The sequence below is a fragment of the Vibrio sp. 10N.222.51.C5 genome (assembly GCF_041474575.1).
Lineage (GTDB): Bacteria > Pseudomonadota > Gammaproteobacteria > Enterobacterales > Vibrionaceae > Vibrio > Vibrio crassostreae_C.
Genome location: NZ_JBFRUJ010000046.1, coordinates 107,917 through 130,173, shown reverse-complemented (window position 1 = coordinate 130,173; position 22,257 = coordinate 107,917). Strand labels below are relative to the sequence as shown.

Sequence of the window (22,257 nt, the reverse complement as noted above, 5' to 3'; positions counted from 1 at the left end):
GATTAAGCTGATGAGATCGAAAAGACACCGTGATTTGAGCTGTGATGAGCACAAGCGAGATGACATTAAACAAAATGAAGATAGCGAAGGAGCCTCATGTTAACCCGTTCAGATGATTTAGAAATGGTACTCACCGTTGTCGATGCTGGTGGTTTTTCTGCGGCGGCAGAGGCGCTGGATGTGCAGGTCGCCAAGGTGTCTCGCTCGGTGAGTAAGGTTGAGTTACAACTCGGCGTCTCAATATTCAACCGAACAACGAGACGCGTGGAATTGACGGAGGAAGGACGGCAGTTTGTCGATTCAGTCAGGGTGGGATTACAGATGATTCAGAGCGCGGAAGAAGAAATCGTGTCGCGCGGTGAGTTGCCAAAAGGTCGTTTAAGAGTCGATGCCGCCAGTCCATTCGTATTTCACCAACTAGTGCCGTTGGTGCAGTCATTCAAAGAGGCTTACCCAGACATTGAGTTGGAACTCACTTCCAACGAAGGCTTCGTTGATCTTCTCGAAAAGAGAACTGATGTTGCGATTCGAATCGGTAAGTTGTCCGATTCAACACTGCACGCTCGCCCGTTAGGAAAAAGTTTACTCCATATTGTTGCGTCACCTGATTATCTCGCTAAGCGTGGGGTGCCCACCAAACCTGAAGATTTGAGTTCGCATCAAATTGTGGGGTTTGCGGGTAACAAAGTGCTTAACCATTGGCCTTTACCAAACCAAAGTGATGTCGCGCCTACTGTGACAGCCAGTAATGGTGAAACCGTGCGTCAACTAGTCTTAGCTGGAAATGGGATTGCTTGTTTATCGGGGTTTATGGTGCAGGAAGATATGGCTGCGGGTCGCCTAATCCCTATTCTGGAACAAGACAAACTTGCCAACACAGACCGAGAGCGAGTGAATGCGGTTTACTACAAGTCGTCATCGGTCTCTAAACGTATCTCGGCGTTTATTGATTTTATTCAACCCCGTTTGAAGCTCTAACTAAGGCGGCTGACGATATCCGCATAAATGAAAAAGCCCCGCTGACGTGTAGCGGGGCTTTCAAATTGAACTCGATAGCTTGTCAGTGTGCTTTCTAGTAACAGACTACTGAAACTGTACTTAAGCGATCTTAGTCATCTCGTTAAGTGTAAATGACGTAACACTACCTTCGGTTGCTGCCATGTATTCAGCGAGGTGAGTATTACCCATGTGTGTTTGCCAAAGTTCACGAGACGTCCAGTTTTCGTAGAAAGTGAAATGTGCTGGGTTTTCATTGTCTTGGTGAAGGTCGTAGTTGATGCAGCCTTCTTCAGCGCGAGTAATATCAATCAGCTTTAGCAGCTCTGCTTTAACCAATTCAATTTTGTCTTCGTTAGCGACGATGTTAGCGACGATAGTTAGTTGAGTCATGTTGGTACCTATATTATTTTTCACCGAAATGGTGATTTGTCTGTGTTTACAGTGCCACTCTTTGTTCATTGAGCTGCAGTCTGTGTCGATGGATAAATAATAGTGGGAATATTTGAAACGATAAACAGTGCTACATTTGAATTATTGTCAAAAAATAATTGATAATAACTTGGGTATTATGTGCTACTAGGCGTAGGTGAGGAGTATTTAGAAGCCGCCCGCCCACGCATCAAAATCGTCAATGTTGTCGAGCTCTTCTTTAGTTCTTGGGGCTGGGTAATAAGGCAGAGCCAATCTTTGAGTGGAAGGTTGCAGTTCCCAATCGGGTGTAATCTTGAGTCGGGTCAACTCATCGTTGAGGCGCACAAACATATAGTAGCCATGGGCATGGGTATTGGCGTAACTCGCGATAGTTGCGATATCACCAGAAGGTAACTTTACGTCTCGACCCAGTGGATAGAGCTGGTGCAATGCGAAACTCACTTTGGGATCTTCAAGCTTGCCTTGCTTAAAGCGTTCTAATCCGATGGCGGTTGAAGTAGTGCGCGGCTTCCACCCTGTGAGGAACAATCCACTCAAGTGATCTTGGAACGGCTTGCCCTTTCGATTGCCTTCATTGGTAATGAATTGAACCGTCAGCGTGTCTCCCGATTCTTGCAGAATATCTAAAAACTGTTCACCAGTGCGATCGACCAAAAGCTTCATAATATCCAGTTACCATCAAGAATGAGAGACAATAAAGGGTACTACTATAGGGAAGGCTTGTGTAGGGACGATAAACGTTATGTAGTGTGAACAATGTTTTCGGTGTTGATCCTTACATGTCCCTTAGATGAACAACAGCTTTAGCGCTTACGTAAGTAATGCGTTTGCACGATCTCATATAAGTAAGTCGACACGCCTGTTAGTGTGAAATCAAGCGGTGAAACTAGATCTCCAAACAATGGTGAAGCATCACCCAGACCGAACAGACTCACCATCGAAATGGTAGAAAACCCGCTAAGTTTATATTGCCTGACACTCACTCAACTTAGGTGATTTGTAGGTCAATTTACTGATCTTCAAATTTATACTGGATAATTACCTATAAATTTCAGGATTTAGCAGTAATAATCAATGAATAGATCGGAATAGCTTGTTCATTGAAAAGCTGTACGGAAAGTTTCTAAAGACGCATCGTGAAAAGGAAGTCAGATACATGCCTGTGCTCCAACGCATCAGTTTAACGTTAATCTTAATCGCCGTTTTAGGTGGGTGTTCTTCACTTCCTGAAGGCATCGATCATCCAACAGAACCGCCAACCTCTCCTGCACCTAGCTCTTTATCGGTTCTAACCAATGAATTTCAGCCTGAAGCTTTAGAGCAAGGCAACACTGCGGTTCGTCTGCAAGAGTCCGGTTGGGATGCTTTGGCACAGCGATTAGCGCTGGTAGAAAGTGCCGAGCACACCATCGACATTCAATACTACATCTGGAACTCTGACGAATCGGGAAGCTATCTCGCTAGCCGTTTATTAGCCGCGGCTGAGCGCGGTGTGAAGGTTCGTGTAATGCTGGATGATATCAACCTCAACGAACGTGAAGGTTTGCTGTCGGCATTGGATGCGCACCCGAACGTCGAGATTCGTATCTTCAATCCAACACCAACACGCCGTGGCTTCAGTAAATGGCTGAGCTTTGTCGGTGACTTTTCTCGCTTAAATCGCCGTATGCACAATAAGTCGTTTACCGTAGATGGTACTTTGTCTGTGGTTGGCGGGCGTAATATTGGTGATGAATACTTTGACCTTTCTGATGAAATCAATTTCCGAGACCGCGATGTATTAGTCATGGGCTCGGTAGTTAACACCATCCAAACCAGTTTTGTTGAATACTGGAACAGTCGTTGGTCTTACCCTGTCGATATGCTGGGGGATGACGAACAACCTGATCTCTCAAAGATAGATAATATTGTCGTTCCGCACTATCAAAATTACCCTGAATTACCATTAGACCGTGAGGCTGCTGATAGTTTGCTGAAAGAGGTGATTGGTGAGATGACATGGGTGAATGCTCGTTTTGTTTACGATCAACCCGTCCCTGATGATTCAGACAATACCGATGAACCGAAAGCGACCGCGATTCTTCTAGGGAAATTAGCGAGCGAATCGAAACAAGAGATCTTGCTGGAATCCGCTTACCTTGTATTCGATGATGGTCAGCTTGAAGAGTGGCAGGTATTGAACAACAAGGGCGTTGAGATAAAAGCGCTAACTAACTCTATGGCGTCTAATGATCTGGTGACTAATCATTCTGCTTATGCAGGCAGACGTTACGACATGTTGGAGCATGGCATCGATCTGTTTGAGCTAAAACCAGAATCTAAGCTGTGTGAAGCATCGACTCAAGACGTGTCTAAATGTGCGCCTGAAACGGCCTATGGCTTGCACGCTAAATCAGTCGTATTCGACCGCAGCATCGCGAGCATCGGTTCATTTAACTTCAACTTGCGTTCTACCTACCTCAATACTGAATCGGTTTTGATCATCGAGAATAAAGAGGTTGCTGAAACGTTAGCAAAAACTATTGAGCAAGCAATGAGTGACGACAATAGCTGGCGTTTGGAACTGGAAGACGGTGATGTGTATTGGTATTCAGGCGATCAAAGCTGGGACAGCGAACCAGAAACGGGTAAGTGGGAACGAATGCAATCAGGTTTCCTACAGTTGTTACCGATTGAGAAATATCTGTAAGCTAGCCGCCTCCGGATAAATAAAAATGTCAGCGTATATTACGCTGACATTTTTGTTTGTACTGCTGTTTGCTGCTAGCTCTAATCGCTTAACGGCTTAACGGCTTAACGGCTTAACGGCTTAACGGCTTAACGCTTGGTCAGCTGCTTGCTGTTTAAGTAAGGCAGGATATGTGGGCGAGATTCACCAGAGAGTTTCTGTGTGATCTGCTGTGACCAACTGCTCTGCTTTTGGTTGCTTGAACGGCTTGCGTAGTAGCTTTGCATCGAATCATCGTAGCTGGCAATTTCATCTAGGCTCAGCGGTTGGTATTGGTTTTCGTGCATTACTACGTGAGCAGGGAGGCGAGGTTTCACCTCTGGTTGTTGTGCCGGGTGACCTAAGCACATCCCGAACAACACGGCGGTGTGCTGTGGCAGTTCTAACAGTTCATCGACTTGTTGTGCGCTGTTACGCAACCCGCCAATGTAAACGCCACCCAAACCTAGAGACTCAGCAGCCAGCATGCAGTTTTGCGCCATGATGCCAGAATCTACCGCGCCAATCAGGGTCAGTTCAGTAAAGTCGGTTTTCACTTCAGGGTTAATTTGAGCGTGGCGTTGATAGTCGATACAGAACACCAAAAACTCAGCCGCGTTCTCCACGTAAGCTTGATTGCCTGCGTATTCAGCTAGCAACTTGCGCTTCTCTGTGTCTGTCACTCTCACGATAGAAACAGCCTGCAGTAAGCTCGATGATGAAGCCGCGAGACCAGCCTGAATAATCACATCAAGTTGTGCTTTTTCAATCGGTTGATTTGTATATTGACGAATGGAGCGGTGCCCCAGAATAGTTTCAATCGTGCTGTTCATAACTCTCAGACTGTCCTTGTGATGATGGCGTAGAGAATCACAATAACGACAATTACCATGAGCGTAAAGGGTGTTTGAGCCTTTCTGGTTGACATTTTTCAGCAGCGTCAGCCCAGTTTTTGAGATTCTATTTATAGTCGATTAATGCCAGCTGCCATGCCGCTGGCATTTTTTATTGAGCGAAACTTGCTTCGAAATAGGCGTTAAATGCTCAGAAGTGCCGGATAAAATAGGGCATACTGGACTCAATATATAAACCCAAGAAAGTAACCACGCGCATGAATCCAATCTGCCTCAACGACCCTTTTTCTCTTCCTAATGGTCAAGTGATCAAAAATCGCCTGTTCAAATCGGCAATGAGTGAACAGCTAGGTGATAAACAGCATAACCCTAAGCAAGGTTTAGTCACGCTCTATCAGCGTTGGGCTCAAGGAGGAATTGGTCTATCCATAACGGGTAACGTGATGGTCGATAGAGGCGCGCTTGGTGAACCTAAAAACGTTGTGTTGGATGAACAAAGTGACTTAAGCGTATTTCGTGAGTGGGCGAAGGCTGGAGCACAAAATGGTTCGCAGATATGGATGCAATTGAACCACCCAGGAAAGCAAATCCCTAAATTCTTATGTGATAGCCCGGTTGCTCCTTCGGCTATCTCTTTAGAGCGTGGATTAGAGAAAGGCTTCAATACGCCACGAGCTCTGACTGAGACGGAAATAATCGCAATCATTGATAAATTTGCGCTGAGTGCAAAGCTATCAAAACAAGCGGGTTTTACCGGTGTGCAGATCCACGGTGCTCATGGTTATCTCGTGAGTCAGTTTTTGTCTTCAAGACATAATCAACGCCAAGACAAATGGGGTGGCTCACTCGAAAACAGACTTCGTTTCGTGCTTGAGGTTTATCGCGCGATTCGAAAAGAGGTCGGTGACGATTTCCCTGTCGGAATTAAGCTCAATAGTGCTGATTTCATGAAAGGTGGCTTCACTGAAGAAGAGTCGATGCAGGTTGTGCAAACACTGAGTGATAACGGTATCGACCTGATTGAGATCTCCGGCGGCACCTATGAAAGTCCATCAATGATGGGTTCGAAAAGCAAAGCTGAACCAATCAAGGCCAGCACGGTAAAGCGTGAAGCGTATTTTATGGATTACATGGTGAAGGCGAGAAAACTCGTCAGCACACCGCTGGTGGTCACGGGTGGTTTTCGAACCGCGCAAGCAATGAATGAAGCATTAAACACCTCGGCGACCGATTTTATTGGTATTGCACGCACAATGGCGGTTGATCCTGATTTCCCTAACAAGTTAATTGAAGACCCTAGCCACGGCATGCCACTAACGGTGCCAACCACAGGAAAGCCCGCATTAGACAAGATGGCGATGGTCGGGCTGGTTTGGTATGAACATCAAATGTGGCGCATTGCCTCTGGCAAGAATGCTGACCCTAAACTTAGCGCATTAAGCGTGGTGGTAAAAACAATTCTCAGCGCTGGCTGGCACGCTTTCAAAAAGCGCAGAGTGTAAGCAGTCATGGATTGATAAAGCAGAACTTTGAGGAATTGAAGTTCTGCTTTTTTGTTTGTCTCCTTTTAAGTTCTCGATAAATACATCGCAGAGCACCCTCAGCCAGCTTAGCTGTGGTACTAATCTAATACCAACATGAGCATTGGTTATAGTGTTCATAAGTGGCAAATCAGAGTAGACCAACTAGGATGAATTGAATTAAACCCTACAATTAATTCAACAACATGGTAGTTGCTATGAAGAAAATAACCCTCTTATCTGTCGCGATCTTATCCAGTCTCTCTTTCTCATCTTTTGCTAAAGATTGTGATCCCAACTTGCTGCCTTCTTGGAAGGACAGCGAGAGTAAATCCGCTATCGTCGACTTTGTTGGGCAAGCCACTAAAGCTGAGTCTGATACGTTCGTGGCAATTGAAGATCGCATTGCCGTGTTCGATAACGACGGTACGCTTTGGTCGGAAAAGCCTTATTACTTCCAATTAGCCTTTGCACTAGATCGTGTAAAAGAGATGGCGCCTGATCACCCTGAATGGAAAACCGAAGCACCGTTTAAGTTTGTACTCGAAGATGATATTGAGAGCGTTCTGGGCAGCGGTGAAGAAGGGCTATTGAAAATCATCATGGCGACACATTCTGGTATGACTGTTGAGCAATACCAGCAAGACGTTGAGCAATGGCTGACGGTAGCAAAAGATAAACGTTTCAACAAAGCCTACACAGACCTTACTTATCAGCCAATGAAAGAGATGCTGACTTACCTGCAAGAGCATGACTTTAAGACTTATATTGTGTCGGGCGGAGGCGTTGATTTCATGAGAGCGTGGGCTCCACAAGCTTATAATATTCCTACAGAGCAAATCATCGGTAGCGCGCTTAAATACAACTACAGCTACAACGATGGTAAGCCAACCGTTACTAAAGACTCGTCCATTTTGACCATTGATGACAAAGCCGGAAAGGTCACTAACATTCAGCATATTATCGGCAAAAAACCTATTCTAGCGGTCGGTAACTCAGACGGTGATCAAGCCATGATGCAATGGGCAACGAGCCAACCCAACTCAATGGCGATGATTGTTCATCACACTGATGCTGAGCGCGAGTGGCAGTACGATCGTAAGTCCCATGTTGGCAAGCTTGATAAAGCACTAGATGAGGCAAATTCCAGAGAGGATTGGACACTGATCGACATGAAATCCGATTGGTGTGAGGTGTATTAACCCACACAAACATTCGGACAAAACAGCAAAGGCTCGGATGGTTCATTCGAGCCTTTTGCTAAATAGCGAAGACTTCGTCTCATTTTCAGCAAGATCGTACTATAAATTTTTAACGCATGACGCTTTAATCGGGATAGTCAGAAATTAAAGGAATAAAAAATGAAAACGATCGGTTTGCTTGGTGGTATGAGTTGGGAATCGACCATGAGCTATTACAAATCCATTAACGAAGGTGTTAAAGCGACGCTGGGAGGGTTGAACTCTGCAAAGATTTGTATGTATAGCGTGAACTTCGATGAGATTGAAAAGTTACAACACCAAGGCCGTTGGGCTGAGACTGCCGATATTTTAGCTGACGCGGCATTATCTGTTGAGAAAGGTGGCGCAGACTTCATCTTAATTTGTACCAATACCATGCATAAGGTCGTTCCTGAGATCGAAGAGAAGGTCACGATTCCTATCTTGCACATCGCTGATACCACAGCGCAGGAGTTGCTTGAACAGGGTGTAAAGAAAGTTGGATTACTCGGTACCGCTTTCACCATGGAACAAGATTTCTATAAAGGCCGTCTGACTAACAAATTCGGTATCGATGTGGTGATTCCTGATGAGAGTGACCGAGAGAAAGTCCACAACATCATTTATCAAGAGCTGTGTCGAGGCCAAGTAAAAGAAGAATCTCGAGATGTATACCGTCAAATCATTGAGAAGCTAGGCCAACAAGGTGCAGAAGCCGTTATTCTGGGCTGTACTGAAATCGCCCTCCTGATTCAGCAGCAACACACTGATGTTCCCTTGTTTGATACCACAGCCATTCATGCAGAAGCGGCTGTACGTTTGGCGACGAGTGACTAACTTCTAGTTCTTATTCTTAGTTCCATAGCTGTCCTATTTTCGCTCTTGTACGATTTTCATTCGTTGAAGTGAAAGTTTTTTGTACAAAAGCAGGTCGTTAGTTAAAGAAGCGATGCTTTGTTCATTAACCAAGGCCTTATCGGTAGGTAAGGTTTTAGTTAATGACTGAGGTATCCGCGCTTTTAAGCACTATGCTTTAGTCATGACCGAAAGAGGATTTATTATGAAATGGCTTATCTTATCTGTAACGCTGTTATTCGTGGCAGGATGCCAATCGACGGGGTCTCAAGAAGCACAAGTCGGTGACGACATGAATCGAGTTCATACCCAAGGGTGCAGCAGCTAATCTTCTTTTGTGGAAACACATTTTCAGCTGCTCCGGTAGAGAGTTACCCCTACAAAGCCTTGTGTTGTCACAAGGCTTTTATTTTATACAAAATCTAAAAACTGATTCGACTATATCGCGAATTATCAATGAATACTGGTGTTGATAAACTCTGTTTTATTAAAGCACGCTCTCGTGCTTATAGACCGGAGAAACCAATATGAATTACGAGGGAAAAGTATATCGTCCATGGACAGAGGCGAAGAGCATTCTGATTCAAACCACTTTAGGTTGCAGTATCAACACGTGCACGTTCTGTAATATGTTCAGCGATAAACGATTCAAGGTTTGTGATATTGAGGATGTGTTTAAAGATATCGAAGAAGCTCGCCTGATTTATCCTTATGTTGAATCAATTTTCCTTATCGATGGCAACGTGATGGCCGCCCGCACGGATTATCTCCTTAAGATTTTGGATAAGCTTCGTCATACCTTTCCAGAAAGCAGAAAAGTATCGCTCTATAGTGGTTTGAACGATTTCCGTCGTAAAAGCTTGAGCGAACTTAAAGAGCTTAAAAGTGCCGGTCTCACTATGTCTTATGCGGGGTTGGAGTCAGGCGATGCGGTTGTACTCGACAACATCAAAAAGCGCATGACACCAGAACAAGCGATCGAAGGCATGGAATTAGCCAAAGAAGCCGGCATTGAAACCTTACTTTCGTTTATCTTCGGCCTTGGTGGTCGCGATCGATCACGTGAACATATTGTCGAAACCACAAGATTACTGAATATCATGAAGCCTGAGCAGATAGCGCCAATGGCGTTAGCGATTCAGCCAGGAACCGTGATGGAACAAGAAGTAAAAGGTGGCAAGTTCGTTATGCCGACGCAACTTCAGATCTTAGAAGAAGAAAAGTATCTGCTTGAGAATCTAAACATCGACACTTTCTATTGGGGCAACCATGGTAATAACATCGTGACTCAGAAAGGTTTCCTGCTTGATTCAAGAGAGCAATTTTTGGCTAAGGTGAACCATGCGATAGCATCAAACCCAATGGCTAAAGACAGTGTTATTCAGACGTTTGCTTGGTAGCGTTTAGTTAAAAACGATACTTGCAGGCTAAGTGAAAATCGAAAGAAGTATTGTTTTCGAGGCGGGATAATCGCCATAAACCTACTTCCGTTACTGAGACAATTCAAAATCAGCAAAGCCATTTTCTTGGTGGATGTTGTAAATTTGTGAATCTGAATTGTCTATATTCTATGCTGTGTACTGGATCTCATTTGTTATTTGACTCCCTTGCTAAGGTTAATAATGAATGCGTAATACCAATCACTTTACTCAACTTAAGAGGTTTCTATGCTAGGTGAAAATCATTCTCTTGTTCACGAATTTCCTGAAATGAAAGATAAAATTGCTGAGCTTGTTAAAACTGACGATGGCTTTGCAGCAGACATGAAGACGTACGACAACCTTGATAAAGAGATTCGTAAGCTTGAGCTGAAAGATTCACCCATTGATGACGGCTCGATGCACCAATTGAAACATGATCGTTCTGAGCTTAAAGATTTACTGCATGCTCGTTTAACGGGCTAGTGAGTTGGTAATTTTGCTGACTATCTAAATGGCGAATTACAGACTTAGACAAAAACTCCTTCGGGAGTTTTTTTTCGTTTTGGCTCAATCACTTCTTCACAATTCAACTGAGTTAATACGTTGTATTGTTATGTGAATGACGCATAATGAGGGTTACTGGTACACGATTTTTAAGATTTTATTGGTAATCTCATGAATATTGAACACCTCAAATTGTTTGTTCGTTTAGCTTCCACACATAACATCAGCATGGCTGGGCAAGAGCTTGGTTTATCTCCTGCTGTTGCAAGCTCGCACATCAGTAAACTGGAAGACAATTTAGGCGTTCGCTTGGTCCACAGAACCACTCGTAAGGTCTCTTTAACCGAAGAGGGGGAAGCATTCTTACCTCATGCTGAAGAAGTGTTATCGAGCGTGGATGCTGCCAAATCGGCGGTCGGTGTGGGCTGTGATTCTCCAACCGGAACGCTGAGAGTTACCGCATCTGCGTCTTTTGGGCGTTTGCATCTTGTTCCTGCTTTACCTGGATTCTTAGAACGCTACCCTGGGTTAAAAGTCGATCTCAGGCTATCAGATTCGATGGTGGATGTTGTTGAGGGTGGCTTTGATATCGCGATTCGTATCTCAGAGCTGAAAGACTCGACACTGATTGCCCGAAAATTGGCGACAGACAAGCGTATTGTGTGTGCATCGCCTGATTACTTAATCAAATATGGTAAGCCAGCTACACCTCGAGATCTTAATGATCATCAGTGTATTAGCTTGATTGGTTTAGAAAACTGGACCTTCAATACTGAAAGCGGGCCTAAGACGATTAAGGCATCTGGGTCGTTCAGGGCAGATAACGGTGAAGCACTGCGAGACGCAGCCTCTGGTGGTATGGGTATCACGGTGACGTCGAATTGGTGTGCCTATGAACAACTGAAAAGCGGTCAGCTGGTTCAAATATTAGAAGATTACCCATTAACCTCAGAGCCTGCGATTTGGGCTGTGTACCCAAGCACAAGGTTACTTGCACCAAAGGTGAGAGCCTTCATTGACTACTTCTCTGAATATTATGGTAATCCACCGTATTGGGAACAAAAGTAGAGTCAGATAGATTTAAGGAAAAAGCCCTACGTGACTAAGTTATGCGTTAGTCACGTAGGGCTTTTTTCTTGGAATTAGAAAATCAATTGAGCATAGCTGTCATGAAGAAAGCGTTGCTTTGATGATCTCTTCAATTTTAGCGACAACTTGCTGCGATTTATCGCCGTAAATCGCATCTGGGTGCGGGTTCGCAAACGTGTTGTTGTCGTTATCAAAGTATTGACCACCTACTTGTGCGAACTCATCAGACAATGATGCGCGAACTAGAATATCAGAACCAATGCTTAGGTCGCCGCCTGCAATACCGTAAGCGTCTTTCACCATCTTGCTGCCTAGTAACGAAGCTGGGTTAACCGCAACCACCATTGGCCCCGTAGAGCCTAACTCTTTTGCCATCTCGCGAGTCCACATAGTGATCGCAAGCTTGCTTTGTGCGTAAGCGTCGCCATCAGAAAGCGGTTTTTTACCTTCTAGCGCTTCGATGTTCACTGCTGCTTGCGCCGCTGAAGACAGGTTCACCACTCGGCTAGATGCATCGAGGACAGGTAGCAGACGTTTAGTCAGATGGTATGGTGAAATAGTATTCACAACAAAACGAACATCTAAACCGTCCTTAGTGATCGGGTTCGGAGTGTTGAACACACCTGCGTTGTTAATCAGTACATCAATCTTATCGTGCTCAGCAATTATTTCGTCAGCCAACGCATCCACATCGGCCAGAACAGACAAGTCTGCCACATAACTTTGAATTTTCACTTCATCAGAGATCTCCACAAGTTGTTGCTCTACGTCTTTGAGCTTGCTTGGGTTACGTCCATGCAATAAAACGTGGTGACCTTGTTGAACAAGTACTTTTGCCGTTTCGAAGCCGATACCATCGGTAGAGCCTGTGATCAGAATAACTTTTTGCATGGAATAGATTCCTTATTAAAGCGCTGACATAGTGAGCGTTTCTAAATGTGTCGTTTCGTTGAGGTAAAGAATAGCAATCTTTTGTAAAGTTGATAATCAAGCTGATTAATAAAACACTATTTAGTTTTTGTTGAAAATGGGGGAGTGAACAAAGCCTCAGCCCGTGCGAAGGAGACGATCAATCGAGAGATTTATCTGATCGAGTTCTTAGGCCGGAATAGCAGGCAATAAAAAAGCTTAGCGCGGGGGACGCTAAGCTTCGTTGTTAAGTATGTTCTTGAACCATGTTTAGGCTGGTGGGGTTAGCCTACTTGAGAAAAGCTCACTACCTTGCTTTGTAGTTTCTCTTTCAGGTAATCCGTTACTGCTTGCTGCTCTGATTCACTCGTGTACAGGCCAAGCTTGGTTCTGCGCCACAAGATGTCTTCGTCAGTCATCGCCATCTCTTCATTGATCAAGTAATCAATCTCAACTTGATAAACGCCATGCGCTTCGTTTGAAAATTGGCTGCCAAGGTCTGCTTCACTATTCGCGCCTTCCAGTAGCTTCCACGTGTAAGTACCAAATTGAGTCACGTAGCGAAGTAACAACGCTTCAGATACCCAAGGGTATTTAGTGTGGATCATCTTCGCAAGTTGCTCTCTGCTGCAACTAAAGTTACCACCTGGAAGCGTGTCGTTCGCTGTCCATGGCGCACCCATGTTGGTTAGGTGTGGCTCAAGCTTCTTAAGCGCCGCTTCGCCGAGCTTACGGTAAGTGGTTAACTTGCCACCGAAGATCGAAAGCAGTGGTGCTTGATCAAGCTCTGCGTCCAATTCCAATGTGTAGTCACGAGTGATCGCTTGTGGTGAATCAGATTCGTCGTCACAAAGCGGTCTTACGCCACTGTATGTCCAAACCACGTCTTCACGGCCAAGTTGTTTAACAAAGTGTTGGTTAACGATATCAATCAAGTAATCCACTTCGACATCATCAATTGCGACGTTACGAGGGTCGCCTTTGTATTCAAGGTCGGTAGTGCCGATAATCGAGAACTTATCTAGGTAAGGGATCATGAACACAATGCGATTGTCTTTGTTTTGCAGAATGTACGCTTGTGGTTCGTCATGAATGCGTGGCACAACAATGTGTGAGCCTTTGATAAGACGAATATTACGAGGCGAAGCCTGCTCTAATCCATCATCAAAGAACTGCTTAACCCAAGGGCCAGCAGCGTTAACCAGCGCTTTCGCTTTACGTTCAAAACGTTGGTTTGTCATCACATCAAGGATCGTCACATGCCAAATACCACCTTCACGGTGCGCTTTTTCAACACGGCAGTAGTTACGAACTTCTGCGTTGTTCTCTTTTGCTGCCAACACGTTAAGCAACACCATACGCGCATCATCAACCCAGCAATCTGAGTATTCGAAGCCCGTCTTCATTTCTGGTTTCAGTAGGCCTGATTTCGCTAGGTTGACTGTCTTACTTCCCGGAAGAGTGGTGCGCTTACCCAAGTTATCGTAAAGGAATAGGCCGCAGCGGATCATCCAAGCTGGGCGTAAAAATGGTCGATGAGGTAAACGGAAGCGCATTGGCTGAGCAACATGAGGCGCTTTTCTTAACAAGACTTCACGTTCAGCGAGTGCTTCCGAAACCAAACGAAATTCGTAATGTTCAAGGTAGCGTAGGCCACCGTGGATAAGCTTTGAGCTGGCAGAAGACGTTGCAGATGCGAAATCATTTGCTTCGTATAAGCCAACGTTTAGACCACGACCTGATGCGTCTGCCGCGATGCCTGCACCATTGATGCCGCCGCCAATCACGATCAAGTCTAAAGTGGAAGATGTACTGTTGTTTGAATTATTTTGTTGAGCACTCATGGTTTTGACCTCTTCTGAGCGAACGAGCATTTTAGAACATAATTGAATCCTATATGAACTTTCGTTTGCGGTCATTTATTATTTTCGTTTATGCGCGTTTTATGTGATTTGGGCATAAAAAAACCTCTGCTTATGAAAGCAGAGGTTCAAATAAGTCTAATTCGAGCATAGAAGCGACAGTGGTAGTGAGCAAGTTTTACTTTTTTAACTTTTCTATAAAGAATCGTGATTCATTATAGAAAGCGGCTCACCGGGCACTTATGTTGAGTTATTCGCTCACAGGACGAGCAGTATCGATCACTTCTAATGGTATTGCTGAATCTTTAAGGATGTTGAGAATCTCTTCCGGTGGCTGCTTGTTGGTAAAGACCATGTGCGCTTGAGAGATATTACCGAGCTTAACCATCGCGTTACGGCCAAACTTAGTGTGGTCGACGGCTAAGAAGATGCTGCGACTGTTTTCGATGATAGCTTGTTTCACACGAACTTCGTGGTAATCAAAGTCGAGCAGTGAGCCATCAAAGTCGATGCCGCTGATGCCCAAGATACCGAAATCGAGGCGGAACTGCTTCACGAAATCGAGTGTCGCTTCGCCAACTATACCGCCATCACGGTTTCTCACTTCGCCACCCGCCAAGATAACCTTGATCTCTGGGTTAGGCAGAAGGATGCTGGCAACATTGATGTTGTTGGTGACGACTCTTAGTTGTTTGTGGTTTTTGTTGAGGGCGCGTGCTACCGATTCTGGCGTGGTACCGATATCAACGAATAGGGTTGCACCATCTGGGATGTGCTTAACTAGTTCGTCGGCGATCACGTCTTTTTCGTTGAAGTTAAGCGCTTTACGCGTGTTATACGAGGTGTTTTCTGAGCTTAAAGGAATGGTTGCACCACCATGATAGCGACGAATTTTGTTGCTATCGGCAAGTTCATTGAGGTCTCGTCTGATGGTTTGTGGGCTGACATCGAACTTTTCAACGAGCTCTTCGGTACTCACATATCCTTGTGTTTTTACCAGATCTACAATCTGCTGGTGTCTTGGTATCTGCTTCACTTAACTTACCACTCCCTGCGCGCAAAGGGCTCTAGCGCGTCAAAATCGAAAATATAAACTCACGCTATTGTGCTCGAATTGATGAAAAGAGAGAAGTAATGATGGTAAGGAATCATGTCTAAACCGCAAAAACGCTGCGCAAAACGCGGAATTTGAGCCTGAAACGCAAAAAAGAGCACAAAATAGTGCTCTTTTTAGTTTCGTTTGCTGAGGTTCGAACAATCTAGTCGATTAGATTACTCGAGTTCCTAGATCAGCGGCTAATGATTAACGATTAGCTGAGTACTCAGTATCACTCGTTGTCATCGTCATCGTGTAGCTCAGACCAAACCTGTGCACACTTGATAGCACGTTTCCAACCTTTGTAACGGCGGTTACGCTTCTCTTCGTCGTGGTGCGGCATGAAGGTGCGGTCAAGAACGGCTTTGTCTTGAAGCTCATCAATGCTGTCCCAGAAACCAACCGCTAGGCCGGCAAGGTAAGCGGCACCCAGAGCGGTTACTTCTGTTACTTCAGGGCGGTGAACTTCAGTATCAAGCACGTCTGATTGGAACTGCATTAGGAAGTTATTCGCTACTGCGCCGCCATCAACACGTAGTTTCGCTAGCTTGATGCCTGAGTCAGCTTGCATCGCGTCTAGTACGTCACGAGTTTGGTAAGCAATACCTTCCAGCGTTGCACGGATGATGTGGTTAGAGTTAACACCACGAGTTAGGCCAACAATCGTACCGCGAGCATAAGCATCCCAGTATGGTGCGCCTAGGCCAGTAAATGCAGGAACCACGTAAACGCCGTTTGAAGAGTCTACTTTGGTTGCGAAGTACTCAGAGTCTTCTGCACCAGCCAGCAGCTTCATTTCATCACGTAGCCATTGGATTGATGCGCCGCCCATGAATACTGCACCTTCAAGTGCGTATGCAGGCTCACCTTTAGGACCACATGCTAGCGTTGTTAGTAGACCGTTCTTCGATGTTACTTTCTCTTGGCCTGTGTTCATTAGAAGGAAACAACCCGTGCCGTAAGTATTCTTAGCTTGGCCTGCTTCTACACACATTTGACCGTAAAGTGCAGCTTGTTGGTCACCCGCAATACCCGCGATTGGGATACGCGTACCGCCTTTACCACCAAGGTTCGTTTGACCGTAAACCTCTGAAGAGCGCTTCACTTCAGGCATCATGACTGCTGGAATGCCCATTTCATCAAGTAGCTTCTGGTCCCAGCATAGGTCGTTGATGTTGAACAACATAGTACGTGACGCGTTGGTGTAATCCGTAACGTGAACACGTCCTTGAGTCATCTTCCAAACTAACCAAGTATCAACCGTACCGAACAATAGTTTGCCAGCTTCAGCGTCTTCACGAGCGCCTTCAACGTTGTCTAGAATCCATTTTACTTTGGTACCTGAGAAATACGGGTCAAGGACTAAACCTGTATTGTCACGTACGTAGTCTTCTAGGCCTCGTGCTTTAAGGTCTTCACAGATATCTGCTGTACGGCGACATTGCCATACGATTGCGTTGTAAACCGGTTTGCCAGTTTCTTTGTTCCAAACAATGGTGGTTTCACGTTGGTTAGTGATACCGATACCCGCTAGCTCGTCGCTGCGAATGCCTGCTTTAGCAAGTGCTTCAACCAATGTAGAGCTTTGAGTTGCCCAGATTTCCATTGGGTCGTGCTCAACCCAACCCGCTTTCGGGTAAATCTGAGTGAATTCTCTTTGAGAAGAGCTAACGATGTTTGCATCGTGGTCGAGGATTACAGCGCGAGAACTTGTGGTGCCTTGGTCTAGGGCAACAATGTATTTTTGCTCGGTCATGGTAAGAATCCTTTTTCTTTCGTTATTTATATTTTAGTAAATGTAAGGTCGCTTAGGGATTAAGCTTGAGCTTGTTCAGCTTCTTCTTCTGTTTCACATTGGTTTGGAATTGTGCAGCCTTGGCCTTCTACTGGTAGGTAAGCACCGATAACACGTGGGTACAACCAACCACCAAAACACGCACCAGCAATTGGAGCAAGAATTGGAACGATGAAGTAAGGAATATCACGAGCACCGCTTAGTGCGAAATCCCAACCTGCAAAGTAAGCAAAAAGTTTTGGCCCAAAGTCACGAGCAGGGTTCATTGCAAAGCCAGTCAGTGGACCTAAAGAACCACCAATTACTGCGATAAGAATACCGATCAGTAGAGGGTTCATTGCGCCGCGAGATGCGCCGTTGTTTTCATCACCTAATGCTAAGATAGCGAACATCAAAACAGCAGTAATCACAAATTCCACAGCAAAAGCGCCAAAGAAAGAAAGTGAAGCATGTGGGTATGTTGAGAAAATACCTGCTGTTGATAGTGCGTCTTGGCTGCTACGAACAAAGTTATGTGCGATTTCGTAATCAGTAAATAGGTTGCTGTACAGGCTGTAAACCAATGCTGCAGAGCAGAAAGCGCCAAGCAGTTGCGAAATGATGTAAGGCACCACTTTTGCTTTATCAAAGCCATGGAACATGGCCAGTGCAATCGTTACGGCTGGGTTGATGTGTGCGCCTGAAACGCCGGCAGTACAGTAAATTGCAATCGCAACACCGAAGCCCCAGATGATGCTGATTTCCCATTGTCCGAATGTCGCACCAGTTAATACCAGAGCGGCCACACAGCCAACGCCAAAGAATATGAGTAATCCTGTACCGATAAATTCAGCCAAGCATTGCCCAAATAAAGAAGGGTGTTTGTTTGTTGTCATGTTCGAGTCCTTTTTAGTTTTGCTTATCTAGCACGTGTATTGTGCATATATTTGCGAACTCGAAAATAAACGAACATCAAAAGTGAGCGTTTGAGCATAAAATTGTTAATTAAAGTCACTTGAAATGTTAATTCGAACACTTTTGCTCGAAAAAGATGCTCGCATGAACGTCATTGCTCGAATTGATAGGTTGCGAAGCCGCTCAAACTACCTATATGTAAATGAATGCGCAACTGGTACGAGGAGTTTATGTTTGGATTTGTGATGCTACTTCGTGAGTGGCGGATTATTAGACTTAATTAGGGAGGGCTGTGTGATGTTTTTGCTATGTAACAAGGGAGTTAACAAATGAGCTTATATGCATAAATGAATAAACTGCCAACTATTTTGTAGTTTGGCAGTTTTCATTTGGGTGTATGTTCTTGTTATACGAGACGAACTTACCGCTCTAAACCAGAGCTGCCACTTTTCCTTTTTCAACCAACCGATCTCGCACTGAATCATACGCCCAGTTGAACCCAATCGCGTACAAAACAAAGAAAATAACCAAGCCGATATCCATGATCAGAACGGTGAGGAAATCGAGTTGAAGTATCCACATTAATACAGGCAGTGTTACCGTCATCAAACCTAACTCAAAACCAAGCCCGTGTAGCAGCCGTGTTTTCGTGGTTCTTTTGCTTCGGTCTGTTCCGTAAATTTTGTCGTAGCCATAGTTGTAAACGTAGTTCCAAGCCATTGCTATCAATGATATTGCGAGCGCTAAGCCTGCCATTTCACCTGCGCCGTTTCCTGTAATATAGGTTGCTAGCCCCGCCATCATGATCAGTGCGAACACTTCAAATAGCACCATGTGCAACATGCGTTCTTTATGTGACATTTTTCTAACTCTCTTTACGATTAAATAGCCGCCGATGGGCAAATGACTTGGCTAGATAATATCTACTTAAGTGATAATATAAAGATAGTTAGCATCACATCTTGTGATAGTAAGATTTGGGAGAAACCGAATGTACAACATTGAACAGCTGAAAATGTTTGTGTATGCCGTTGAATTAGGGTCATTTTCTGCCAGTGCTCGTCATTTGGGTAAGGTGCAGTCGGCGGTGAGCCAAGGCATCAGTAATCTTGAAATAGATTTTAATGTTGAGCTTTTTGATCGTTCGACTCGAAAGCCTTCACTAACCAAAGCGGGCGAGCAGTTATTTAAACAGGTGAAAGCGATCGTGCTTCAGGTTGAAGATCTGAATGTGACGGTTAACGCGATGGGTAGCGGCGAAGAGGGGCTCATCAAAATTGCATTAGATGATTCATTACTGGTTCCGAACTTATCTAAGATCCTTAGTCAGTTCAGTCAACAATTCCCTGCTACTGAAGTTGAACTGGTTGCGTGTACCACAACAGAGGTCAATCCGTTAATTATCGAAGAGAGGGCCGACATTGGATTAATGTTTACTAACTTGGCTTTTGATGTCGGTTCTGAGCCTTGCTTTATCGGTCACTTACCGTTTATTGCTGTGTGTCATCCAAGTCATGCGCTCGCAAAAACAGGTGTGGCGAAACTCTCTGACTTACTCCCGCATCGTCAGTTAATGTTGAGGGGAGACAAAGGTAAGGTGATGGATCAGTTTCCGCTGATTGCCGGAAAGGTATGGTGGTCAAACAGCTTTATCGTCATTAAAGAGATGATTCTTGGTAGCGATATCGGTTGGGCATACTTACCGAAACACCTTGTTGAAGAAGAGCTTATTAAACAGCGCTTGGTAGAGGTGAATGTGTCATTTGACCATAAAACTTGGTCGCCTCCGGTTGATCTTGTTCTGTCTAAAACACGCTCAAGAGGTCCTGCATTACTTTGGCTTGAACAAGCATTGAAAGGCCTATTAGACGAAACTGAATAAAGAAAAGGCTCACCGTTTAACGTGTGAGCCTTTCTGTTCAAAGTGATGCTGCTTTTTGTTAGTTCTAGTTCTAGGTGTAGACGTAGATGCTATACGCTAGGTTTAACCGTATGACCGTTGTAGTACTTGTCTTTCATCTTAAGCGCCACGTTCACAAGGTAAATCAGCACAGGGACTTCAATCAGTGGACCGATAACGCCTGCAAACGCTTGGTCTGAGTTGATACCGAATACTGAGATAGCCACGGCAATCGCTAGCTCGAAGTTGTTACCTGTTGCTGTAAATGCAATTGATGCGTTCTTGTCGTACTCGATGCCCATCTTTTTACCGATGAAGAAACTGATGAAGAACATCGCAGTGAAGTAGATAGTCAGTGGAACCGCAATTAATAGAACGTCCATTGGCAGTTCAACAATCATTTCACCTTTCAGGCTGAACATCAGAACGATAGTCGCCAGTAGTGCAATCAGTGTGATTGGAGAGATGCGTGGAATAAATACGTCGTTGTACCACTGCTCGCCTTTCATCGACACAAGGATCTTACGGCTTAGGAAGCCCGCTAGGAATGGGATACCTAGGTAGATAAGTACACTGTGTGCAATGTCGATCATCGAGATATCAACCAACATGCCTTCGTAACCAAATACTGGTGGAAGAACGCTGATGAACAACCACGCCATAAAGCTGTAGCTCACCACTTGGAATGCACTGTTTAGAGCAACCAATGCCGCGCCGTACTCTTTGTTACCGCCGCCGATGTCGTTCCAAACCAGAACCATCGCCACACAACGAGCAAGACCAATCAGAATCACCCCAACCATGTAACCTGGGTGGTCTCCCAAGAAAGTTAGTGCCAATACAAACATCAGAATTGGACCAACGATCCAGTTCATGATCAAAGAGAGCTTAATGGCTTTCTTATCTTTTACCACAGTGCCTAGCAGGTTGTAGTTAACCTTAGCCAGAGGTGGGTACATCATTAAGATAAGGCCAATCGCAAGCGGAATGTTAGTGGTGCCAACAGACATTGAATCGTTCCACTGTTCGATCTGTGGGAATAGGGTGCCGAGTAGTACACCAAGGCCCATGGCAATAAAAATCCACAGTGTTAAGTAGCGATCTAGAAAACCTAACTTTGGTTTCATGATAATCTCTCTTAGTTGATATCGTAAATCGTCGAAAAACGATTGGTTGTGGCAAAAAAACACGCTTAAAAGTAAAGGCTATCAAAGCCGATCATTCAAGCGTGAACTTCTATTTTAAAATGCTGTTAAATATCGATTCGAAGCGTTGAATATTGTCGCGGTCGATGCGGTAACACATCTTCGGCGGAATCGACTCAGCCGTAATAAAACCTGAGGCTTTCAATATTCTTAAGTGCTCTGATACCGTTGATTGAGCTAAACCCAATTCACTCACCAGATCACTGTTCAAGCAGCCGCCCGATTTTTCTAACGTGGAAAGGATACTCAATATACGTATTCTTGCTGGGTGAGCGAGTGCTTTCGCCAGTGCGGCCATTTGCTTTTCTGCTTTAGCATCACCGTGTTCGATGGGCAGAGAACAGCCACCAGATGTCGAGCAAGTTGAGTTCATATTGACGTCTCACTTTCATTAATCGTTAAAAGACGATTAATGATAAGCCTATTTTAAATAGGGGTCAATGCTCACTGTCTATTTGAACGAACTTTAAGGTGGCGATTCAGGGACTATGGTTGAACTCTGCTTTGACTCAGCTACGCAAAATGGCGTGAACATCGATTAAACGCCATTTTGCTCGGTTATCCGCTAGTTAAGAACGGTATAGCCTCGGTTGATCATACAGTTACGATTCACTTGAAACTTCTGCTGCTCAGATAGCTCGGCGGATTGTCTTTTTTGAGCACCGTGCTTTAAAGCGCCGCTGATAATACCGATGCCAGCACCAATTTTTGCACCATCATGACCACTCCCGCCAGAGACGGCTCCACCAACCGCACCCAGCGCTGCACCCTTAGCGGTTGAACCGACAATATCGCTGCCAAGAGAATCGACCTCTTCAGGCTTCACTTGTTGAGCGTATTGCTCACATTCATACAGATCGGCGTGATACTGTGTTTCATCAACACCTTTAGTATCGACAATAATTTGATTAGCAAATACTGAACTTGATGCTACAAGCAATATCGCTGCGATTGGAGAGAATGGAAATTTCACAATATAGACCTCTAGAGTATTC

Annotated in this window: 22 protein-coding genes; 10 read left to right on the top strand and 12 right to left on the bottom strand. The window is 44.8% G+C overall.

Annotation, left to right across the window (positions count from 1 at the left end):
• The first annotated feature begins 96 nt into the window (after window positions 1-96).
• On the top strand, window positions 97-978 hold the full coding sequence (locus AB4558_RS14905; protein ID WP_136977970.1) for a LysR family transcriptional regulator: 882 nt from the start codon (window positions 97-99) through the stop codon (window positions 976-978).
• Window positions 979-1,098: 120 nt separating this feature from the next.
• Here the strand turns inward: AB4558_RS14905 and AB4558_RS14900 are convergent, their stop codons facing one another.
• Both AB4558_RS14900 and AB4558_RS14895 read right to left on the bottom strand, forming a co-directional pair.
• Window positions 1,099-1,389: a putative quinol monooxygenase gene (locus AB4558_RS14900; protein ID WP_017062386.1), complete on the bottom strand. Its 291-nt coding sequence runs from the start codon at window positions 1,387-1,389 to the stop codon at window positions 1,099-1,101.
• A 207-nt stretch (window positions 1,390-1,596) separates the two neighbouring features.
• Window positions 1,597-2,094, bottom strand: coding sequence for a hypothetical protein (locus AB4558_RS14895; protein ID WP_372158900.1), 498 nt, complete (start codon window positions 2,092-2,094; stop codon window positions 1,597-1,599).
• 493 nt (window positions 2,095-2,587) lie between these two features.
• Here AB4558_RS14895 and AB4558_RS14890 point away from each other — a divergent pair, with 493 nt between their 5' ends.
• The gene (locus AB4558_RS14890; protein WP_372158899.1) at window positions 2,588-4,120 is read left to right on the top strand and encodes a phospholipase D family protein; all 1,533 of its coding nucleotides are present in this window, start codon (window positions 2,588-2,590) and stop codon (window positions 4,118-4,120) included.
• A gap of 128 nt (window positions 4,121-4,248) precedes the next feature.
• Here AB4558_RS14890 and nfsA read toward each other — a convergent pair whose 3' ends face one another.
• A complete protein-coding gene (gene nfsA / locus AB4558_RS14885; protein ID WP_017060948.1) occupies window positions 4,249-4,971 on the bottom strand; it encodes an oxygen-insensitive NADPH nitroreductase in 723 nt (240 codons plus the stop codon).
• A 278-nt stretch (window positions 4,972-5,249) separates the two neighbouring features.
• On the opposite strand from nfsA, the gene AB4558_RS14880 reads away from it, so the two are divergent.
• From AB4558_RS14880 to AB4558_RS14850, 7 genes are all read left to right on the top strand, one after another.
• Entirely contained in the window at window positions 5,250-6,494 is a 1,245-nt protein-coding gene (locus tag AB4558_RS14880) for an NADH:flavin oxidoreductase/NADH oxidase family protein (protein WP_372158898.1), read from the top strand.
• Between the two features lie 236 nt (window positions 6,495-6,730).
• Entirely contained in the window at window positions 6,731-7,714 is a 984-nt protein-coding gene (locus tag AB4558_RS14875; protein ID WP_372158897.1) for an HAD family hydrolase, read from the top strand.
• Between the two features lie 159 nt (window positions 7,715-7,873).
• Window positions 7,874-8,569, top strand: coding sequence for an aspartate/glutamate racemase family protein (locus AB4558_RS14870; protein WP_372158896.1), 696 nt, complete (start codon window positions 7,874-7,876; stop codon window positions 8,567-8,569).
• 223 nt (window positions 8,570-8,792) lie between these two features.
• Window positions 8,793-8,915: a hypothetical protein gene (locus tag AB4558_RS14865; RefSeq protein WP_258182976.1), complete on the top strand. Its 123-nt coding sequence runs from the start codon at window positions 8,793-8,795 to the stop codon at window positions 8,913-8,915.
• Window positions 8,916-9,114: 199 nt separating this feature from the next.
• Window positions 9,115-9,987: a radical SAM protein gene (locus AB4558_RS14860; protein WP_372158895.1), complete on the top strand. Its 873-nt coding sequence runs from the start codon at window positions 9,115-9,117 to the stop codon at window positions 9,985-9,987.
• 267 nt (window positions 9,988-10,254) lie between these two features.
• Entirely contained in the window at window positions 10,255-10,491 is a 237-nt protein-coding gene (locus tag AB4558_RS14855; protein ID WP_372158894.1) for a YdcH family protein, read from the top strand.
• A gap of 192 nt (window positions 10,492-10,683) precedes the next feature.
• The gene (locus tag AB4558_RS14850; protein WP_004732242.1) at window positions 10,684-11,580 is read left to right on the top strand and encodes a LysR family transcriptional regulator; all 897 of its coding nucleotides are present in this window, start codon (window positions 10,684-10,686) and stop codon (window positions 11,578-11,580) included.
• A 99-nt stretch (window positions 11,581-11,679) separates the two neighbouring features.
• Here AB4558_RS14850 and AB4558_RS14845 read toward each other — a convergent pair whose 3' ends face one another.
• From AB4558_RS14845 to AB4558_RS14820, 6 genes are all read right to left on the bottom strand, one after another.
• Window positions 11,680-12,492, bottom strand: coding sequence for an SDR family NAD(P)-dependent oxidoreductase (locus AB4558_RS14845; protein WP_372158893.1), 813 nt, complete (start codon window positions 12,490-12,492; stop codon window positions 11,680-11,682).
• A 302-nt stretch (window positions 12,493-12,794) separates the two neighbouring features.
• The gene (gene glpD, locus AB4558_RS14840; protein ID WP_372158892.1) at window positions 12,795-14,354 is read right to left on the bottom strand and encodes a glycerol-3-phosphate dehydrogenase; all 1,560 of its coding nucleotides are present in this window, start codon (window positions 14,352-14,354) and stop codon (window positions 12,795-12,797) included.
• A gap of 268 nt (window positions 14,355-14,622) precedes the next feature.
• Window positions 14,623-15,408 carry a DeoR/GlpR family transcriptional regulator gene (locus AB4558_RS14835; RefSeq protein WP_004732237.1) on the bottom strand — a complete coding sequence of 262 codons (786 nt, stop codon included), beginning with the start codon at window positions 15,406-15,408 and terminating at the stop codon, window positions 14,623-14,625.
• Between the two features lie 292 nt (window positions 15,409-15,700).
• Entirely contained in the window at window positions 15,701-17,224 is a 1,524-nt protein-coding gene (gene glpK / locus AB4558_RS14830) for a glycerol kinase GlpK (RefSeq protein ID WP_065206658.1), read from the bottom strand.
• Window positions 17,225-17,283: 59 nt separating this feature from the next.
• Window positions 17,284-18,138, bottom strand: coding sequence for an MIP/aquaporin family protein (locus AB4558_RS14825; protein ID WP_004732234.1), 855 nt, complete (start codon window positions 18,136-18,138; stop codon window positions 17,284-17,286).
• A gap of 448 nt (window positions 18,139-18,586) precedes the next feature.
• A complete protein-coding gene (locus AB4558_RS14820) occupies window positions 18,587-19,018 on the bottom strand; it encodes a PACE efflux transporter (protein ID WP_136975880.1) in 432 nt (143 codons plus the stop codon).
• Between the two features lie 130 nt (window positions 19,019-19,148).
• Here AB4558_RS14820 and AB4558_RS14815 point away from each other — a divergent pair, with 130 nt between their 5' ends.
• Window positions 19,149-20,039, top strand: a complete 891-nt coding sequence (locus tag AB4558_RS14815) for a LysR family transcriptional regulator (protein WP_136975879.1) — start codon at window positions 19,149-19,151, stop codon at window positions 20,037-20,039.
• Window positions 20,040-20,128: 89 nt separating this feature from the next.
• On the opposite strand, the gene arsB is transcribed toward AB4558_RS14815, so the two are convergent.
• The 3 genes from arsB to AB4558_RS14800 all read right to left on the bottom strand — a co-directional run bounded on the left by arsB (window position 20,129) and on the right by AB4558_RS14800 (window position 22,235).
• Complete coding sequence (arsB, locus tag AB4558_RS14810) at window positions 20,129-21,184, bottom strand: ACR3 family arsenite efflux transporter (RefSeq protein ID WP_136975877.1); 1,056 nt, start codon at window positions 21,182-21,184, stop codon at window positions 20,129-20,131.
• A 109-nt stretch (window positions 21,185-21,293) separates the two neighbouring features.
• Entirely contained in the window at window positions 21,294-21,635 is a 342-nt protein-coding gene (locus AB4558_RS14805) for a helix-turn-helix transcriptional regulator (protein ID WP_017064015.1), read from the bottom strand.
• Between the two features lie 192 nt (window positions 21,636-21,827).
• Complete coding sequence (locus AB4558_RS14800) at window positions 21,828-22,235, bottom strand: glycine zipper family protein (RefSeq protein WP_029235181.1); 408 nt, start codon at window positions 22,233-22,235, stop codon at window positions 21,828-21,830.
• Window positions 22,236-22,257 lie beyond the last annotated feature (22 nt).

Bases quoted from the DNA above. Each gene is read 5' to 3' on its own strand.
- AB4558_RS14905 (WP_136977970.1), top strand. From the start codon at position 97: ATGTTAACCCGTTCAGATGATTTAGAAATGGTACTCACCGTTGTCGAT.
- AB4558_RS14900 (WP_017062386.1), bottom strand. From the start codon at position 1,389: ATGACTCAACTAACTATCGTCGCTAACATCGTCGCTAACGAAGACAAA.
- AB4558_RS14895 (WP_372158900.1), bottom strand. From the start codon at position 2,094: ATGAAGCTTTTGGTCGATCGCACTGGTGAACAGTTTTTAGATATTCTG.
- AB4558_RS14890 (WP_372158899.1), top strand. From the start codon at position 2,588: ATGCCTGTGCTCCAACGCATCAGTTTAACGTTAATCTTAATCGCCGTT.
- nfsA (WP_017060948.1), bottom strand. From the start codon at position 4,971: ATGAACAGCACGATTGAAACTATTCTGGGGCACCGCTCCATTCGTCAA.
- AB4558_RS14880 (WP_372158898.1), top strand. From the start codon at position 5,250: ATGAATCCAATCTGCCTCAACGACCCTTTTTCTCTTCCTAATGGTCAA.
- AB4558_RS14875 (WP_372158897.1), top strand. From the start codon at position 6,731: ATGAAGAAAATAACCCTCTTATCTGTCGCGATCTTATCCAGTCTCTCT.
- AB4558_RS14870 (WP_372158896.1), top strand. From the start codon at position 7,874: ATGAAAACGATCGGTTTGCTTGGTGGTATGAGTTGGGAATCGACCATG.
- AB4558_RS14865 (WP_258182976.1), top strand. From the start codon at position 8,793: ATGAAATGGCTTATCTTATCTGTAACGCTGTTATTCGTGGCAGGATGC.
- AB4558_RS14860 (WP_372158895.1), top strand. From the start codon at position 9,115: ATGAATTACGAGGGAAAAGTATATCGTCCATGGACAGAGGCGAAGAGC.
- AB4558_RS14855 (WP_372158894.1), top strand. From the start codon at position 10,255: ATGCTAGGTGAAAATCATTCTCTTGTTCACGAATTTCCTGAAATGAAA.
- AB4558_RS14850 (WP_004732242.1), top strand. From the start codon at position 10,684: ATGAATATTGAACACCTCAAATTGTTTGTTCGTTTAGCTTCCACACAT.
- AB4558_RS14845 (WP_372158893.1), bottom strand. From the start codon at position 12,492: ATGCAAAAAGTTATTCTGATCACAGGCTCTACCGATGGTATCGGCTTC.
- glpD (WP_372158892.1), bottom strand. From the start codon at position 14,354: ATGAGTGCTCAACAAAATAATTCAAACAACAGTACATCTTCCACTTTA.
- glpK (WP_065206658.1), bottom strand. From the start codon at position 17,224: ATGACCGAGCAAAAATACATTGTTGCCCTAGACCAAGGCACCACAAGT.
- AB4558_RS14825 (WP_004732234.1), bottom strand. From the start codon at position 18,138: ATGACAACAAACAAACACCCTTCTTTATTTGGGCAATGCTTGGCTGAA.
- AB4558_RS14820 (WP_136975880.1), bottom strand. From the start codon at position 19,018: ATGTCACATAAAGAACGCATGTTGCACATGGTGCTATTTGAAGTGTTC.
- AB4558_RS14815 (WP_136975879.1), top strand. From the start codon at position 19,149: ATGTACAACATTGAACAGCTGAAAATGTTTGTGTATGCCGTTGAATTA.
- arsB (WP_136975877.1), bottom strand. From the start codon at position 21,184: ATGAAACCAAAGTTAGGTTTTCTAGATCGCTACTTAACACTGTGGATT.
- AB4558_RS14805 (WP_017064015.1), bottom strand. From the start codon at position 21,635: ATGAACTCAACTTGCTCGACATCTGGTGGCTGTTCTCTGCCCATCGAA.